This is a genomic window from Nocardiopsis sp. NPDC049922 (assembly GCF_040660275.1).
Taxonomy (GTDB): domain Bacteria; phylum Actinomycetota; class Actinomycetes; order Streptosporangiales; family Streptosporangiaceae; genus Nocardiopsis.
This window is the reverse complement of sequence record NZ_JBFAME010000001.1, coordinates 34,141-50,301: the sequence shown is the minus strand read 5'-3', so window position 1 is coordinate 50,301 and position 16,161 is coordinate 34,141. Positions and strand designations below refer to the sequence as shown.

The 16,161-nt window shown below is 72.4% G+C and carries 15 protein-coding genes; 6 read left to right on the top strand and 9 right to left on the bottom strand.

Annotated elements, in window-relative coordinates:
- Positions 1-39: 39 nt before the first annotated feature.
- Positions 40-1,230, bottom strand: coding sequence for a hypothetical protein (locus AB0I72_RS00205; RefSeq protein ID WP_358560776.1), 1,191 nt, complete (start codon positions 1,228-1,230; stop codon positions 40-42).
- Between the two features lie 112 nt (positions 1,231-1,342).
- On the bottom strand, positions 1,343-1,759 hold the full coding sequence (locus AB0I72_RS00200) for a MerR family transcriptional regulator (protein WP_358560774.1): 417 nt from the start codon (positions 1,757-1,759) through the stop codon (positions 1,343-1,345).
- 128 nt (positions 1,760-1,887) lie between these two features.
- On the opposite strand from AB0I72_RS00200, the gene ahcY (AB0I72_RS00195) reads away from it, so the two are divergent.
- Both ahcY (AB0I72_RS00195) and ahcY (AB0I72_RS00190) read left to right on the top strand, forming a co-directional pair.
- Complete coding sequence (gene ahcY, locus AB0I72_RS00195) at positions 1,888-3,324, top strand: adenosylhomocysteinase (RefSeq protein WP_358560771.1); 1,437 nt, start codon at positions 1,888-1,890, stop codon at positions 3,322-3,324.
- Positions 3,325-3,400: 76 nt separating this feature from the next.
- Positions 3,401-4,663 (top strand): adenosylhomocysteinase, encoded by a 1,263-nt coding sequence (gene ahcY / locus AB0I72_RS00190; protein ID WP_358560768.1) that lies wholly within the window; start codon positions 3,401-3,403, stop codon positions 4,661-4,663.
- Positions 4,664-4,669: 6 nt separating this feature from the next.
- On the opposite strand, the gene AB0I72_RS00185 is transcribed toward ahcY (AB0I72_RS00190), so the two are convergent.
- Positions 4,670-5,494, bottom strand: coding sequence for an RDD family protein (locus AB0I72_RS00185; protein ID WP_358560765.1), 825 nt, complete (start codon positions 5,492-5,494; stop codon positions 4,670-4,672).
- Positions 5,495-5,604: 110 nt separating this feature from the next.
- Here AB0I72_RS00185 and AB0I72_RS00180 point away from each other — a divergent pair, with 110 nt between their 5' ends.
- Positions 5,605-6,597: a stage II sporulation protein M gene (locus AB0I72_RS00180; RefSeq protein WP_358560762.1), complete on the top strand. Its 993-nt coding sequence runs from the start codon at positions 5,605-5,607 to the stop codon at positions 6,595-6,597.
- Between the two features lie 42 nt (positions 6,598-6,639).
- Positions 6,640-6,903, top strand: a complete 264-nt coding sequence (locus AB0I72_RS00175) for a DUF397 domain-containing protein (RefSeq protein ID WP_358560759.1) — start codon at positions 6,640-6,642, stop codon at positions 6,901-6,903.
- Positions 6,904-6,910: 7 nt separating this feature from the next.
- Here the strand turns inward: AB0I72_RS00175 and AB0I72_RS00170 are convergent, their stop codons facing one another.
- Entirely contained in the window at positions 6,911-8,920 is a 2,010-nt protein-coding gene (locus tag AB0I72_RS00170) for a tetratricopeptide repeat protein (RefSeq protein WP_358560757.1), read from the bottom strand.
- Between the two features lie 53 nt (positions 8,921-8,973).
- Here AB0I72_RS00170 and AB0I72_RS00165 point away from each other — a divergent pair, with 53 nt between their 5' ends.
- Positions 8,974-9,261, top strand: coding sequence for a DUF397 domain-containing protein (locus AB0I72_RS00165; RefSeq protein WP_358560754.1), 288 nt, complete (start codon positions 8,974-8,976; stop codon positions 9,259-9,261).
- Between the two features lie 31 nt (positions 9,262-9,292).
- A complete protein-coding gene (locus tag AB0I72_RS00160) occupies positions 9,293-10,615 on the top strand; it encodes a glycosyltransferase (protein WP_358560751.1) in 1,323 nt (440 codons plus the stop codon).
- On the opposite strand, the gene AB0I72_RS00155 is transcribed toward AB0I72_RS00160, so the two are convergent.
- The 5 genes from AB0I72_RS00155 to AB0I72_RS00135 are packed head-to-tail and all read right to left on the bottom strand — an operon-like array spanning position 10,593 to position 16,101.
- Positions 10,593-11,894: a DUF58 domain-containing protein gene (locus AB0I72_RS00155; protein ID WP_358560749.1), complete on the bottom strand. Its 1,302-nt coding sequence runs from the start codon at positions 11,892-11,894 to the stop codon at positions 10,593-10,595. The genes AB0I72_RS00160 and AB0I72_RS00155 overlap by 23 nt on opposite strands.
- Positions 11,894-12,877 (bottom strand): MoxR family ATPase, encoded by a 984-nt coding sequence (locus AB0I72_RS00150; protein ID WP_358560746.1) that lies wholly within the window; start codon positions 12,875-12,877, stop codon positions 11,894-11,896. The genes AB0I72_RS00155 and AB0I72_RS00150 overlap by 1 nt, the downstream gene beginning before the upstream one ends.
- Positions 12,878-12,935: 58 nt before the next feature.
- Positions 12,936-14,099: a DUF4350 domain-containing protein gene (locus AB0I72_RS00145; protein ID WP_358562756.1), complete on the bottom strand. Its 1,164-nt coding sequence runs from the start codon at positions 14,097-14,099 to the stop codon at positions 12,936-12,938.
- A 35-nt stretch (positions 14,100-14,134) separates the two neighbouring features.
- On the bottom strand, positions 14,135-14,767 hold the full coding sequence (locus AB0I72_RS00140; RefSeq protein ID WP_358560743.1) for a DUF4129 domain-containing protein: 633 nt from the start codon (positions 14,765-14,767) through the stop codon (positions 14,135-14,137).
- Positions 14,764-16,101: a glycerophosphoryl diester phosphodiesterase membrane domain-containing protein gene (locus tag AB0I72_RS00135; protein WP_358560740.1), complete on the bottom strand. Its 1,338-nt coding sequence runs from the start codon at positions 16,099-16,101 to the stop codon at positions 14,764-14,766. The genes AB0I72_RS00140 and AB0I72_RS00135 overlap by 4 nt, the downstream gene beginning before the upstream one ends.
- Positions 16,102-16,161 lie beyond the last annotated feature (60 nt).

The window sequence follows — 16,161 nt, the reverse complement described above, 5'->3', positions numbered from 1 at the left end:
TGGCGGCGCCCGAACGACACCCCCGGGTCCGCCTCCGGGTCACACTCGGGTGAGGACGTTCATCGCCCGCGAGACCGCCTCGTCCACCAGGTCGCGCATCTGCGGCCAGCGGTCGTCCACGCAGTCCGAGGGCATCACGGTGACGCTCTCGGGGCCGGACATGTCCAGCGCGTCGCGCACCCCCTCCGGCGTGGTGAGCCGCGCGTCCGCGGTGACCGCCAGGACGCCGGTGGTGGGGCGGCCGACCTCCTGCACGACCACGAACAGGGTCAGTGACGCGTCGCCCACCACCAGCTCCAGGGCCGTCCACCAGTGCGCGGCGCCCGGGGTGAGGACCGTCCGGGCGGCCGGCGCGGGGGCGGTGGCGTCCTCCGGGGCGTCGTCGGACCCGCCCGTGCGCACGGTCGTCCTCGCCCGCGGGTCCAGGGCCTGGAGGATGAGCGCGAGGGAGGTCCGGCGCGACCGCACGTAGTCCTGGATCCTGCGGCACGTCACCGACGCGAGCGGAGGGATGTGCGCCCGCGGGGGCGGAACACTCGCGGGCGCCCAGCACAGTTCGTCGCGCAGGGCGCTGGTGACCAGGCGCGCGAAGTGGTGGACCAGCTCGGCGAACCGTGCGGCGGGGTCCCGCTCCTCGGACGGCGGCGGGAAGCAGCGGGGGTCCGGGAACAGGGGCGGGTGGTCGGCGCGCTGGAGCACCAGGGACGTGAGGATCCACGGCAGGGCCCACGGCGGGTCGCCGTCGTCGGCGGCGCGGCCGCCGGTCTCCGTCCCGGGTTCCGCCGTCTCGGCGGCCCGGAGGCGGCGCAGCACATCGACGCATTCGGCGTACACGTGCGCGGCGCGGACGACGGGGTGCGCGGGGACGGCGGCGGCCCCGGCCAGTCGGCGGGCCTCGGCGGTCCCGAGGGGGCCGGGGGAGCGGTGGGGGCAGTCGGCGGGCAGGGCGGCCGCGCGTCGGGCGAGGCCCTCGACGTAGTCCACGGTGACCGGTTGGCCGGACATCCCCTCCTCTGAGGTGGACACGACCAGCTCCTCCAGGGCGGGCCCGCCGCCCCAGTCGCGGACACGGCGCCGGATCAGTTCGCGCAGGGCGGCCGCGCGCGCGTCCTGCGGCTGGCCGTGGCGGTGCCGGGTCCAGATCGCATGGAGCCGGTCGACGTCGGTGAGCTCGTCGCGCACGTGGACCGGGAGACGGTTCAGGGTCACGCCGCTGCTAAGGGTATCCACGTGTGGATCCGTAGCCCGTGGACTCGCCGCCAAAACCTGTTGGGACGCAGGGCATGTGGCCGTGACCGGCCGCGTACGCGTGTCAACCCACGGTGGGGATGAGCGTCGTCGGTCAGGGGCGACGGTGGTGGAGCAGGCGCATCGCCTTCTCCTTCTCGAAGTCCATCGCGCGCGCGGGGGCGGCGGTCAGCCTGCCCAGCCGTTCGCCGTGCGCCCGCACCCGCGCCAGGACCTCCGGCTCGGCCAGCACGCGCAGCGCGAACGCCAGCGCGGCGGGCGGGATGTCGAACTCGCGCTCCATCTCCAGGCCGACCTCGATCGTGCGCAGGTCCTCCTCGGTGAAGCGGCGGTGGCGGTGCCCGCGTCCGGTGGGCCGTTCCTGGGTGCGGGGCAGCAGGCCCAGGGCCTCGCGGTAGCGCAGCATCCGGGCCGTCGTGCCCACCCGCTCGGCCGCCGCCGAGATCGGCACGGGCCCGGCCGGCGCGGAGAGCCGGTCGGGTGCGGGCGGGGCGTCGTCGAGGGCGGCCATGGACGCGAGCCTAACCCACTTTCCACGCGAGTCGAAGCAAAACTGACAGTCGATTGTCAGAAACACTCCGCGCGGCCGGGAGCACCCATACAATCAGGGTCGCCACCACGATCACGAGTGAGGAACGCATGGCTTTCGACTTCAAGGTCGCCGATCTTTCCCTGGCCGAGTTCGGCCGTGACGAGATCCGGCTCGCCGAGCACGAGATGCCCGGCCTCATGGCCACTCGCGCGGAGTACGGCGACAGCAAGCCCCTGCGGGGCGCCCGCATCATGGGCTCCCTGCACATGACCGTGCAGACCGCTGTTCTGATCGAGACCCTGGTCGCCCTCGGCGCCGAGGTGCGCTGGGTCAGCTGCAACATCTTCTCCACCCAGGACCACGCGGCCGCGGCCGTGGTCGTCGGCCCCGACGGCACCGTCGACGACCCCAGGGGCGTCCCGGTGTTCGCCTGGAAGGGCGAGACGCTGGAGGAGTACTGGTGGTGCACCGAGCAGGCGCTCACGTGGCCGGGCGCCGAGGGCCCCAACATGATCCTCGACGACGGCGGCGACGCCACCATGCTCGTCCACAAGGGCGCGGAGTACGAGAAGGCCGGTGCGGTCCCCGACCCCGCCACCGCCGACAGCGAGGAGTTCGGCGTCGTCCTCACGCTCCTGCGCGAGAGCCTGGCCAAGGACCCGCAGAAGTGGACGAAGATCGCCGCGGGCGTCAAGGGCGTCACCGAGGAGACGACCACCGGCGTCCACCGCCTGTACGAGATGCAGCGCGACGGCAGCCTCGCCTTCCCCGCGATCAACGTCAACGACTCCGTCACCAAGAGCAAGTTCGACAACAAGTACGGCATCCGCCACTCGCTGCCCGACGGCATCATGCGCGCCACCGACGTCCTCATCGGCGGCAAGGTGGCCGTGGTGTGCGGCTACGGCGACGTCGGCAAGGGCTCCGCCGAGGCGCTGCGCGGTCAGGGCGCCCGGGTGATCGTCACCGAGATCGACCCGATCAACGCCCTCCAGGCGGCCATGGACGGCTTCCAGGTCAGCACCCTGGAGGACGTCGTGGAGACCGGTGACATCTTCATCACCACCACCGGCAACTTCAACGTGATCATGGCCGACCAGATCGCCCGCATGAAGCACCAGGCGATCATCGGCAACGTCGGCCACTTCGACAACGAGATCGACATGGCGGGCCTGGCGAAGATCCCCGGGATCACCAAGAAGGAGATCAAGCCGCAGGTCCACGAGTGGACCTTCGCCGACGGCACGTCCGTGCTCGTGCTGTCCGAGGGCCGACTGCTCAACCTGGGCAACGCCACCGGCCACCCGAGCTTCGTGATGTCCAACAGCTTCACCAACCAGGTCATCGCGCAGATCGAGCTGTTCACCAAGCCGGACGAGTACCCGACCAACGTGTACACGCTGCCGAAGATCCTGGACGAGAAGGTGGCGCGGCTGCACCTGGACGCGCTCGGCGTCCGGCTGACCACGCTCACCAAGGAGCAGGCCGCCTACATCGGCGTGGACGTCGAGGGCCCGTACAAGCCCGACCACTACCGCTACTAGAGGCCAGGGCCGGGCCGGGGCCGGGAACGCCACCCGCCCCCGGCCCGGTTCGCGAGAGACGGACGCGGGTGAGCTGATGACAGGCCCCTCACACGAGGTGGCGGACCTCGGTCTGGCCGAGGCCGGGGTGCGCCGGGTGGACTGGGCCGAGCGCTCCATGCCCGTGCTGCGCAGCGTGCGCGAGCGGTTCGCGCGGGAACGGCCGCTCGACGGCACGCGCGTCGCCGCGTGCCTGCACGTGACCGCCGAGACGGCCAACCTGCTGCGCGCCCTGCGCGCGGGCGGCGCGGAGGTCTGGCTGGCCGCCTCCAACCCGCTGTCCACCCAGGACGACACCGCCGCCGCCCTGGTCGCCGAGTACGGCGTGGCGGTGCACGCGTGGGCGGGCATGGACCAGGCCGCCTACGACCGCAACCTGGTCACCGTCCTGGAGGCACGGCCCCACCTGCTGCTCGACGACGGCTGCGACCTGGTGAACACGGTCCACTCGCTGCGCCCCGACCTGATGGACGGCGTGCTGGGCGGCTGCGAGCAGACCACCACCGGGGTCATCCGGCTGCGGCGGATGAGCGCGGCTGGCGAGCTGCGGCTGCCGATGGTCGCGGTCAACGACACCGCCACCAAGCGCATGTTCGACAACCGGTACGGCACCGGGCAGTCGACGATAGACGGCATCCTGCGCGCCACCAACGCGATGCTCGCGGGGCGCACGGTCGTCGTGGCCGGGTTCGGCTACTGCGGTCGCGGCCTGGCCGAGCGCGCCCGGGGGATGGGCGCCCGGGTGGTCGTCACCGAGGTGGACCCGGTCAAGGCCCTGGACGCGGTCATGCAGGGCTACACGGTCACGACCATGGACGAGGCGGCCCCGCTCGGGGACGTGTTCGTCACCGTGACCGGCAACCGGGACGTCGTGCGCGCCGAGCACCTGGAACTGATGCGGGACGGGGCGATCCTGGCCAACTCCGGCCACTTCGACCTGGAGATCGACCTCGTCGCGCTGGACCGCCTGGCGGTCGAGGTCAACCGCGGGGTCCGCGAGCAGGCGGACGAGTACGTGTTCGCCGACGGGCGCCGGGTCCTGCTGCTGTCCGAGGGGCGGCTGGTCAACCTGGGGGCGGCGGAGGGGCACCCGGCCGCCGTCATGGACATGTCCTTCGCCGTACAGGCCCTGACCACCGAGTGGCTCGCCCGGCACCACGCCGACCTGGAGCCGGGTGTGGTCGAGGTGCCGGAGGAGACCGACACCGAGGTGGCCAGGCTCGAACTGGCGGCGCTGGGGGTGCGGATCGACACCCTCACCCCCGACCAGGACGCCTACCTGCGCTCCTGGCACCCCTGAGGGGGATCAGGAGCGGCCGTTCGGGGGTCCGGGGGCGCCGTCGATCCAGGCGTTCAGCTCGTGCCTGCGGCGGCGTTCGGCGAGCACGGCGGCCAGGTAGTGCGGCGGGGCCGTCCCCGGCGGCGGGGGCGGGCTGATCTGGGCGGCCACCGCGTCGGCGAGGCGCAGACCCATCTCGTGGCGGGTGTGCTCGGCCAGCTCCGTGTACCGCAGGACGTACTGGCGGACGGACGCGGCGGTCTCGGGGGTGAGACGGGACAGCTCGGCGCCGGCGGCCCACGCCGCCAGGTGCGGGGGCATCGCGATGAACTCCTCGCGTCGGCGCCCGGCGCGTTCCTCGACGACCATCGTGCCCGCGATGAAGTCGCCCACGCGCCGCCCGTCGCGGTTGATCATCGACGTGAGCAGGGCGATCACCCCGGTCGTCAGCCAGATCTCCACGACCGCCGCGAGCGCGCGGGCCAGGGCCTGAAGGAAGCGGACGGGGGAGCCGTCGGTGCCGACCACCCGCAGCCCCAGCGCCAGCTTGCCGAGCGACCGGCCGCGGGAGACGGTCTCGAACACGGTGGGGTATCCGACGAGGACGAGGACCATCGCCGCCGTGGCGAAGGCCATCGTGGCGGCCATGTCGACGCCCGTGCCGATCCAGGTGGCCGCCACGGCCAGGGCGACCAGGAGGATGAGCTGGAGGATGACGTCCAGCGCGATGGCCGCGGCCCTGGTGGCGAAGCCCGCCGGGCGCAGGTCGAGGACCACCGCGTCGCCCGTGACCAGCGGAGCCGTGCCGTACACGTCTTCGCGGGCCTCGCCGCCGGGATGGTTCACCCGCACACACTCCCTCGAAGTCCGTACCGTACCCTCCGACACTACCGCCACCTGCGCTTCCGGGTGTCAGCGGCCGGAGCACGGAACGGACGGAACGACCGAGTAGGGTCTCACACGTGGATATCGACGTGTTCGCGGCGGCGCACGCCCAGGAGTGGGACCGCCTGGACCGCCTGGTGGGCAGGCGCCGACGGCTGTCCGGCGAGGAGATCGACGAGCTGGTCGAGCTCTACCAGAGGGTGTCCACGCACCTGTCGGTGGTGCGCTCCTCCGGGCAGGACCCGGCGCTGGTGGGACGGCTGTCGGCGCTGGTGGCACGCGCGCGCTCGGCGGTGACCGGGGCGCACTCCCCGGCCTGGCGGGACGCGGCGGGCTTCTTCACGCGGGTGTTCCCGGCCGTGCTGTACCGGCTGCGGTGGTGGTGGCTCGCGGTGACCCTGGGCATGGTGCTGGTGTCCACGGCGACGGCCGCGTGGCTGGTGAACACCCCGGAGGCGCTCTACGCGCTCGGTTCGCCGGAGGACATGGCGCGGTACGTCGAGCACGACTTCGCCAACTACTACGTGGAGAATCCCTCGGCTTCGTTCGCCGCGCGGGTGTGGACGAACAACGCGTGGATCGCGGCGATGGCGATCGTCTCCGGAGCGTTCCTCGGACTGCCGACCCTGTACGTGCTGGCGGCCAACGGGGTGGCGCTGGGTCAGGTCGCGGCCATGATGATCGCCAACGACCGGGCGGGCGTGTTCTTCGGGCTGATCCTGCCGCACGGACTGCTGGAGCTGACGGCGGTGTTCGTGGCGGGCGGCGTGGGCCTCAAGCTCGGGTGGACGATCATCTCCCCGGGCGACCGGACGCGGCTGCGGGCGCTGGGCGAGGAGGGCCGGGCCGCCGTCGCGGTGGCGCTGGGGCTCGTGGTGGTGCTGTTCATCTCCGGGCTCATCGAGGGCTTCGTGACCGGGTGGGTCGAGGCGGTGTGGCTGCGGATCGGGATCGGTGTGGTCGCGGAGGTGCTGTTCTTCGTGTACGTGTACACGCTCGGGAGGTGGGCGTACCAGGAGGGCGAGACCGGGGACCTGGAGAACGCGCCGGCGGCCGTGCCGGTCGCGTGAAACCCCCGGCGGCGCGGGGGTTCCTGTGGCAGCATCGGCCGCATGGACGAACAGACCCCACGCTGGTTCAAGAGTTCCTACAGTTCCTACGTCGGCGCGTGTGTGGAGGCCTCGCTGGCCACGGAAGCGGGCTGGTTCAAGAGCACCCACAGCAGTCCGAAGACGGCCAACTGCGTGGAGGCCGCCGTTTCCGATCGGGCTGGCCTACACCTCAGGGACTCGACGCATCCGGACCAGACCGTGCTCAGCTTCGGCGCGGTCGAGTGGATGGGCTTCTTGTGGCGGGTGACGGCACAGGTGGACTGAGGCCTGTTCATGCCTCCCTGAGCCGCCGGGTGGCCTCGCCAAGTTGTTCGCGAGCCAGTCGGGTGTCGGGGTGGTCCGACCCAAGGGTTCGCGTCCACACGAGTAGTGCGTTCTTGAAGGCGTCCTGAGCGAGGTGGGTGTTGCCCTGTTCGAGGAGGTTCAAGCCCACGTAGAACTCGGCCTGCGCGGTCAGGGGGTGTTGCTCACCCCACACACGCGTTCGGATCGCCCATACCTCGCGGAACATTGACTCGGCCGACGTCAGATCACCGCGACTCATGATGACGAAGGCCAGATTCTCCATGGCCGCCTGCGTAGCTCGTTGCTCGGGCCCCTCCTGGCGCATACGTGCCTCGAGCACCGCCCGGGACTCGACCTCAGCCGCTGCCCAGTCGCCACGCTCACCGTGGATCATGGCCAGTTGGTGACGACTGTCGAGGACGGCGGGGTGGTCTTGTCCAAGGGTCGCCTCGCGGGCCGCGAGCACGTCGCGGTGGATCGCTTCGGCCGTGTCCAGGTCGTTGGCCTTCTGGAGCGCCTCCCCGAGATGATGCCGGGCCGTGAGCGTGATCGGATGTGTATCCCCGAGGCTGTTCTCCGCTACCGCGGCGAGCCGCGTGAAGATCCTCGCCGATTCGCCGAACTCCCCGAGGTGGATGAGCGCGCGGGCGGCCGCGATGGACATGACAACGGATGCTCCGGGCTGCTCCGGAACCAGGCGCTCGTACAGTCGACTGAGCGCCCAGTGGCTCATGGACTCCAACAGGAGATCTCTGCCGCGCACCCGACTCAGGAGTTGCTCCGCCGTCCGTAGGAAGGGGACGTCGTTCGCGGTGAACCCAGCACGGATCGTCTCGGAGACGAGCGGGTGGAGCCACAGGGACACCTCTTCTTGCTGATTGGTCACTGTGACCAGTCCGTGGATGACGAGCGCGTTGATGGTCCGGGCGAACGCCGCCTCGTCGAGCCCATCGAAGGAGCCTCCGCCCAGTTCCGACAACGGGAGTCTCCGGAGCGGAACTTCTCTGGCCTCGGGCCCCAGGATCGCGAGCAGACGGAGCAATGGAGCCGCGAAAGCGTCCTTCTCAGTGACAAGTCGGAGCGACAGATCCCAGACGTTGGAGAGGAGTCTGCGGTCCGTGTCGCGACCCGTGACGAAGGGGGCGGCCAGCTGGTCCAGTTCGCCGAAGTTCTGGTCGAGTCGGTCCAGCAGGGCGTGCGCGTCAGGGAACACCACTCTGTGCGTGGCCAGGATGCGTCCGGCGAGGGAGAGGGCCAGCGGCACACCACTGAGGCGCTCGGCCAGCACGTCGGCTCCGGGAAGGTCGGGGAGCCCCGCGTGATCAGCGAGCGCCGTGGTGGCGGAGACGGCGTCCAACTCACCGATGCGATGCACCTCCGCCGGGGCCCAGAGCGCGGGGTCATCCACCCGACTCGTCACCAGGACGAACCCACCCGGGCTGGCGCGCATCCAGCCCAGTTGGTCGCCGACACGGTTGTCGGGGTCCAGTTCCTCCGGTCGATCCGCGTTGTCGATGACCAGCAGCCACGGCCGGGGCGCCTCGTCGAGATGACGCCAGACCCACCGCGCCGCCTGGCGCCGGGTGCCTCGGAGCCGGTCGGCCTCCTCCCTGGGACCGCCCAACTCGATGGCGGCCTCCAGCATGCTCGCCGTGACACTTCCGGGGCGCACCCAGAAGACCGTCCACCCGTCCGAGCGCGCGCGTTCGGCCAGCGCGGCGGCCACCGTGGTCTTCCCGAACCCGCCCGGACCTGTCAAGACATGTGGCACGGGCGCACCGGCCGCCATCGCCTCGCCGAGGGTGTGCAGGAGATCATCGCGCCCGCGTACGGCGGTCGCGAGCCGGGGCGGATCCAGGGACACGTCCGACGACGGCGCGACTGGGGCTGACGGCACGTTGATCGTCACACCGCCGTGGATGTCCCTGGCCTGGACCATCTGACCGTACACGGCTCCGTGGGAGGAGTTCTCGTGGGCGTCGGGGGGAGAAGCCATGCCCTCATACTGCCCGCGATCCCGTTCGGACTGGGATCCAATTCGATGCTTATGTGCCGTATGTCCAGATATTGACGATTGGCACTGTTCTGAACCGCTGCCTGGGGTTAGGTTCGCTCCGGATTGCTCGAACAGGAGGCGTGCCAGTGGGAAGAGAAACGGACTCCACCAGACGGAAGTGGCGGAAGTCGTCGTACAGCGACGCCGCCAACGGCTGCCTGGAGGTGGCCGAGGCCCGGGGGCGCATGTGTGTCAGGGACTCGAAGAACACGGAACTCGGCTTCCTCGGGTTCACAGAGGACGAGTGGAGCGCCTTCCTGAGACCGGTGACGCGACGCTGAGTTGCTTCTTGTGCGACGCCGCCCGCTACGCATGCTCGCGGTTCTCCACAGGGCGTGCCTCAAAGACGGCGCAGCCGTACTGGACCACAAGCTGCTGACGGCGTTGGCCGAGCGGTCGCAGGTCACGTTGTTGACGGTCGGAGACGTCGGTGACTACGGAAACGTGGACATCGTCGCGCTCGCGGGGGACCGGCGTTCAACACAGGCCGACGAAGCCCGCCCCATTCTGGACCAGGCGATCCGTCGGGCGTCTCCGGAATCCATCGGTCTCCCGTCGGCCCCCTGCCACTTCGACGCGGTGATCGGATCGGGCTGGACCTCGGGAAGGGAGGCCGGTCTCCTGCGCAGGACCCTGTATCCCTCTGCGATCGTGGTCAATGCCCTGCATACGGATCCGCGTGGTCTCGGCACGGTGTCGGGCCAACCCGCACGTTTCCGGCTCCTCACGGCGATCCACCAAGACGTCTTCCGCGAATCCGACCTCGTGTTCGCGCCGGGGCCCAAGGCCGCCCGTGACGCCCGGGAGCTGATCTCCGAAGGCCACGCCACCTCCGGCCCACCCGTTCACGAACTGATCCCGGGCGTCACGGTTCCGTCCTCGACGCGCGGTTCAACCTGGAGCGGCGGAACGTTCGACCTCCTCATGCTCTGCCGCGCCGAGGACCGGAACAAGGGCGTGATCGACGTGGCACGGGCGGTCCGCGACCTCCGCCACCGCGGCCACGACGTACGACTCACCGTCCGGGGAACACCGCCCGATCGGGTGGCCGCGTTCCAGGCGTCCATGGACACCGAGACAGGACACTCCGGGCTGGTCCGCGTCCTGCCCTTCACCGACGACAGGGCGCGGCTCGACGCGGACATCGACTCCGCCCACGCCCTCATCGTCGCCTCCGAGAACGAGGCGTACGGCCTCGTGGCCGGGGAATGTGCCGCGCGCGGCACACCGTTCCTCGTCGCCCGTGGCAACGGCAACGGCTTCGCCGAACTGCTCTCGGAACCGGGCGGGATCGCGGGGAACACCGGGCACCGGTTCGTGATCGAGGACGGCGGCACCCTCTCCGCCAACGGCAACCGCATGGGAACGGGCCACCCTGACGCCGGACCCCGCCACCGGGTCCTCGCCCGCGCGATCGCCGGACTCATGGCCGACCACCCCCGCATGACGGAGCACACCCGGGCCATCCAGCGCTCCCTGCGCGCCTACACCCCGTCCGACATGGCGCAGGCCTTCGCGGAGGCGGTCCGACGCGTGGTCGCCGGTCACCGCGACTCGACCAGGCAGGGCCCGAACGGACGTCTGACCACCGTGTTCCGGCATGACCGCCGCCCTACAACCGCCCCTGGGCCTTGAGGTTGATGTAGGCGTCCGCGAGCGCCGGGGCAATGTGCTCCGGGTCGGCGTCCACCACCTCCACACCCATCCTCCGCAGCTCCGCCGTGACCCGCCGCCGCTCGCCCAGCGTCCGCTCCGCCGCGGCCGCCCGGTACAGCGCGTCCGCGCTCCCGCGCTCGGCCGCCATCGCGCCCACCGCCGGATCGGTGACCGCCGCGACCATCACCAGGTGCCGCGAGGTCAGCGCGGGCAGCTTCGGCAGCAGCCCCTCCTCCAGCGACGCCGCGTTGAGGTCGGTCAGCAGCACCACCAGGCGCCGCGCCTTGCCCTGCGTCCCCAGAACGGTCGACACCATCCCCGCCGGGTCCGACTCCACCAGCTCCGCCTCCAGCGGGGCCATGGCCTCCACGATCCGGCTCACCTGGCTGCCCTTGCCCGACGCGCGCACCTGCGCCCGCGTCCGCCGGTCGTAGGCCAGGAAGTCCACCCGGTCGCCCGCCCTGCCCGCCAGCGCCGCGAGCAGCAGAGCCGCGTCCATCGAGTGGTCCAGGCGCGGGGTGTCGCCGACCCGCCCCGCCGACGTGCGCCCGGTGTCGAGCACGATGAGGATCCGACGGTCGCGCTCCGGCCGCCACGTCCGCACCACCACGCCGTCGCCCCGCGCCGTCGCCCGCCAGTCGATCGACCGCACGTCGTCGCCAGGCACGTAGTCGCGCAGCGAGTCGAACTCACTGCCCTGCCCGCGCACCATCGCCGTGTGCTGACCCTCCAGCTCCCGCAGCCGCGACAGCTTTCCCGGCAGGTGGCGGCGGCTGTGGAACGGCGGCAGCGTCCGCACCGCCCACTCCGTCGACAGCGTCCGCTGGCGCCCCGCCAGCCCCATCGGCCCGATGCTGCGCACCGTCACCCCGGCCGCCCGCGCGTCGCCGCGGCGGGTCGGCGTCAGCGTCGTCGTGATCCGTCGCCGCTCGCCCGCCGCCACCCGCACCGGGACCCTCTTCGGGGTCGCGCTCGCGCTCGGCGGCCAGGCGTCGCGCACCCACCCCCGGAGCGGGCGCCGGGTCGGGTTGGCCAGGGTCACGTACACCGTCGCCGAGTCGCCCAGGCGCAGCGTCGTGTCCCCCTCCCGGGTCAGGCGCAGCGCCCTCGGGCTCGCGGCCAACAGCACGTCCGTCGCGAGCAGCACGACCAGGACGCCCAAAGCGACAGCGGTCGCCCACGCGCCCACGGTCCCCGAGATCGCCACGGCGGCCACCGCGAGGAGCCCGACGACGACCGCCCGGCCGGTGACCGCCATCAGCGGGGCACCGGGACGGAGGCGAGCACACCGTCCAGGATTCCGTCGGTGGTCGCGCCCTCCAGTTCGGCCTCCGGACGCAGCGAGACGCGGTGCCGCAGCGTCCCCTTGGCCAGCGCCTTCACGTCGTCCGGCGTCACGTAGTCGCGACCGGTCAGCCACGCCCACGCCCGGCTGGTCCGCAGCAGCGCCGTCGCACCGCGCGGGGAGGCGCCCAGCTGGAGCGAGGGCGACTGGCGGGTCGCCCGGCACAGGTCCACGATGTAGCCCAGCACCTCGGGCGCCACGCGGACCCCCTCCACGGCGAGCCGCGCGGCGTGCAGCTCGGCGGCCCCGGCCACGGGGGTCACCCCGGCGGCGGCCAGGTCGCCCGGGTCGAACCCGTCGGCGTGGCGGCCCAGCATCTCGACCTCGGCCGCGCGCTCGGGCAGGGGGATGGTCACCTTGAGCAGGAACCGGTCCAGCTGGGCCTCGGGCAGCGGGTAGGTGCCCTCGTACTCCACCGGGTTCTGCGTCGCGGCGACCATGAACGGATCCGGCAGCGCCACCGGGCTGCCCTCGACCGTCACCTGCCGCTCCTCCATGGCCTCCAGCAGGGAGGCCTGCGTCTTGGGCGGGGTCCGGTTGATCTCGTCGGCCAGCAGCAGGTTGGTGAAGACCGGCCCCCTGAGGAACTCGAACTTCGCGGTGTGCTGGTCGTAGACGAGCGAACCCGTCACGTCCCCGGGCATCAGGTCCGGGGTGAACTGCACCCGCTTGTGGTCCAGGGACAGCGCCGCCGACACGGTGCGCACCAACAGCGTCTTGGCGACACCCGGCACACCCTCCATCAGCACGTGGCCACGGCACAGCAGCGCCACGACCAGCCCGGTCACCGTCTCGTCCTGGCCCACGACCGCCTTGCCGACCTCCTGGCGCAGGGCGGTCAGCGCCGCCCGCGCCTCGTCGGCGGAGGGCAGTGCCTCGGATGTGAAGGCGCTCACGTGCCGTCTACCTCTCTCGATACCTCGGTGGTCTGTCGCGGGTCCCGGGCCGCCGGGGTCACCGCAGCTTCCTGGAGCGTTCGTCCAGTTCGTCGGCGAGCCGGACCAGGGACCGGTCGTCGGCGGTGAACGCGTCGTCCCGCCCGCCGTAGATCAGGGCCCGCAGCCGCGCGGGGTCGTCGCCGGTCCGTTCGGCCACGGCGGCGACGACGGCGTCGGGGGAGGCGTCCGGGTCGAGTCCGAGCTTGGGCACCGTCCGCCGGCGGAACCCCCGACGCAGCGCGTCGGCGGCCCGGTCCCGCGCCCGGCGCGACTGGTACAGCCCGGCACGGCCCTCGGTGGTCTCCGACGCCCGCACCACGACCGGCAGCGCCTCGGGCACGAGCGCGCCCATCCGACGCCCGCGCCACAGCGCGAGCAGTCCCAGCGTCGCCACGAGCGGCAGCACCGACCACCGCAGCCCCGCGGGCAGCAGGTCCCACATCGAGGAGCCGCCGCCCACCTGGGCCGGGTCGGGGCGCAGCCACACGACCTGGTCCGCCTCCAGCAGGTTGAGCGCCAGCGCCGCGTTCCCGCGGGCGGAGAGCGCCGTGTTCGTCAGCGGGTGGCCGGTGCCGAGCACGGTGGTCGTGGTCCCGTCCTCGGTGACCTGGACCAGCGCGTCCCCCGTCGCCGACGGGTAGCAGCCCACGGCGTCGACGCCGGGGTCGGCGGTGTACGACTCCCCGCCGACCCCGGCCTCGCCCGCCGCGACGGCGGCGGGCAGGGCGCACTCGGGCGTCAGCGCGTCGCCGGTGTCGATCCGACCCGTGACGTCGAGCCCCGGCGCGAACGCCGACAGCGTGAGCGCGGAGGGCTGGACCAGGACCGTGTCGACGTCCGACGCGGCCAGCTCCGCGACCTCCTCCGGCAGCAGCCGGTGGTCGAGCGAGACCAGCAGGACGGTGTCCTCCCCGGCGTCGGCGACGGCCTCCCGAGCCTCGGCCGAAGACCGCGCGATGTCGACGTCGCCGTCCTCCTCCAACAGCTGGACCAGAGCCCGCGTCCCGTCGGGGGAGACGCTCTCCGGGTCCAGGACCCCCTCCGGGAACCGCTCGGCGCCGAGCGAGAGCAGGACCGCCACCACGACGAGCGCGGTGAACAGCAGGAGCGGGGTGCGGACGGCGCGCCAGGTGCGGGCGATCGGGCCGCCGGTCGGTTCGGAGGCCTCCGGGATCGCGATCGGGGGCGTGGGCGGGGCGGCGGGCGTGGGGGCGGTCACCGGGCCTCCTCCTCGGCCGGCACGGGACGGGCGGACTCCAGCCGAAGGTCCAGCTCACGCAGGATCCGGGCGGAGTCGGCGGTGGCCGGACGGTCGCCGTAGGCCACGTCGTTGAAGATCCGGGCGCCCTCGGCCAGGCCGCCCGCCTCGCCCGGCAGCACGATCGAGGCCTCCCGCGCCAGCTCGGTGGCGGTACGCCCCAGGCGGGGCGTGATCACCGCCCGCTCCTCCAGCGCGACGCTGATGGCGCGCAACCGCTCGGTGACGGCGGCGGCGTACTCCCCGGTGGCCTCGTGCCGCTCGGCGGCGGCCCGGTGGTCGGCCACGGACAGCGGAGCCTCCTCGTGGACGGCCTTGCCGCGGCGGCGGCTCGACGACGGTCGGAGGTAGACGACCAGCCACACCAGCAGGCCCGCGAGCACCACCAGGAGGGGCCCGAGCACGGCCCAGCCGCCGATGACCCCCGAACCGGCTTCGGCCAGCCCGGCGATGAGGTCGAAGATCCACGCGCGGATCCGGTCGAGGAGTGAGGGCGTCTGATCGCCGTAGAGGGGGTCGGACAGCTCCTCGACCGCGCGTCTACGACCCTCCTCGCGGGTCACCTCCGCGACGCCCGTCCGAGGAGTCACGCGCGCCACTCCGGAAGGAAGATCTCCGGGCCCGCCTCGCGGCCCGCCCGGGCGGCCTCGTGCAGCCGCAGGTCGAGGCCCTCACGCCGCATGCGCAGGTCGATGTAGAGCAGCGTGGTCACGCCCACCGTGAACGGGGTGGTGATCGCGCTGATGACGACGGTGCCGACGTAGACGATGGCGCCCGAGACGACGGGCATCCACGCCTCCAGCGGGAAGACGACCACCAGCACGGCCGCCGTGCCGCTGAACGGAGCGGTGAGCAGGCCGCCGATGACCTGGACGAGGAGCATCGTCAGCAGGATGACGCCGAAGACCCGCCACCAGCTGCCCCTGGTCAGGTTCCACGACCGGGCCAGGGCGGCGAACACGCCCACCCGCTCCAGGACGACGACCGGCATGGCGAACTGGATGCGGACGGCGATCCACAGGAACACCGCGAACGACGCGAGCCCGGCCGCCAGCCCCAGGACCAGGATGGCGATCCCCAGTTCGACCGACGCGGAGGCCATGACGGCGACGCCGACGACCACGCCGACGACGGTGACCGCGAGCACGGTGAACGTCAGCCCGAAGAAGATGAGGAGCTGGGTCAGGGCCAGCCGCACGACCGCCCACATCCGATCGCGGACGGCGGCCCACGCCTGGCCGGGCGTGAGCCTGCGGCCCAGGACCGCCAGCCCGACGACCGCCGTGAGCAGCCCGGTGACCAGGACGATTCCGGCCTGGGACAGGAGCGCCCCGGAGTAGGTGGCCACCACCGACCACACGGACAGCGGCATCGGGTCGTCGGGGTCGATGGCGGTCGGGTCGTTGAACGCCTGGTCGACGAACACACCGTAGTCGGCCATGGTCCCGCCGAAGCCGATGACGCTGACGACGCTCGTGACCGCCACGACGATCATCGACAGACCCACGGTGGTCTTCGGGTTGTTCCGGATGAGGGCGAACGCGCCGTTGAACAGGTCGCCGACGGTCATCGGGCGCAGCGGCACGACACCGGGCCTGGGCGCGACCGGCCGTCCGGCCGTGGGGTGCCGGTAGCCGTGGCCCGCGCCCGGGTGCGCATGGCCGGGGGCGCCGCCGGGAGCCGCGTAGCCCGGCGCCGCGCCCGGCGGGCCGTAGCCGGGGGTGCCGCCGGGAGGTGCGTACGTGGGGGCCGCGTGTTCGGGGACACCGCCGGGGACGGCGTACCCGGGCGCCGCACCCGCCGGTCCGTACCCGGGCGCCGTTCCTGGCTCACCGTGTCCGGCGGCCGTCCCGGGCGTCGGGTACCCCTGGCCCGTTTCGGGGGCGGGCGCCGGGGCCGCCGCGCCCTCCGCGGCGTCGGACACCGGGCCCTGTCCCGGAGCGGACCAACCGCCGCTCTCCCCGGGAGTCCCGGAAGCGGAGGT

What these genes read in the sequence shown, in the direction of transcription:
- ahcY (WP_358560768.1), top strand. Translation starts at nt 3,401, where the DNA reads ATGACAGGCCCCTCACACGAGGTGGCGGACCTCGGTCTGGCCGAGGCC.
- AB0I72_RS00200 (WP_358560774.1), bottom strand. Translation starts at nt 1,759, where the DNA reads ATGGCCGCCCTCGACGACGCCCCGCCCGCACCCGACCGGCTCTCCGCG.
- AB0I72_RS00170 (WP_358560757.1), bottom strand. Translation starts at nt 8,920, where the DNA reads ATGGCTTCTCCCCCCGACGCCCACGAGAACTCCTCCCACGGAGCCGTG.
- ahcY (WP_358560771.1), top strand. Translation starts at nt 1,888, where the DNA reads ATGGCTTTCGACTTCAAGGTCGCCGATCTTTCCCTGGCCGAGTTCGGC.
- AB0I72_RS00175 (WP_358560759.1), top strand. Translation starts at nt 6,640, where the DNA reads ATGGACGAACAGACCCCACGCTGGTTCAAGAGTTCCTACAGTTCCTAC.
- AB0I72_RS00155 (WP_358560749.1), bottom strand. Translation starts at nt 11,894, where the DNA reads ATGGCGGTCACCGGCCGGGCGGTCGTCGTCGGGCTCCTCGCGGTGGCC.
- AB0I72_RS00160 (WP_358560751.1), top strand. Translation starts at nt 9,293, where the DNA reads ATGCTCGCGGTTCTCCACAGGGCGTGCCTCAAAGACGGCGCAGCCGTA.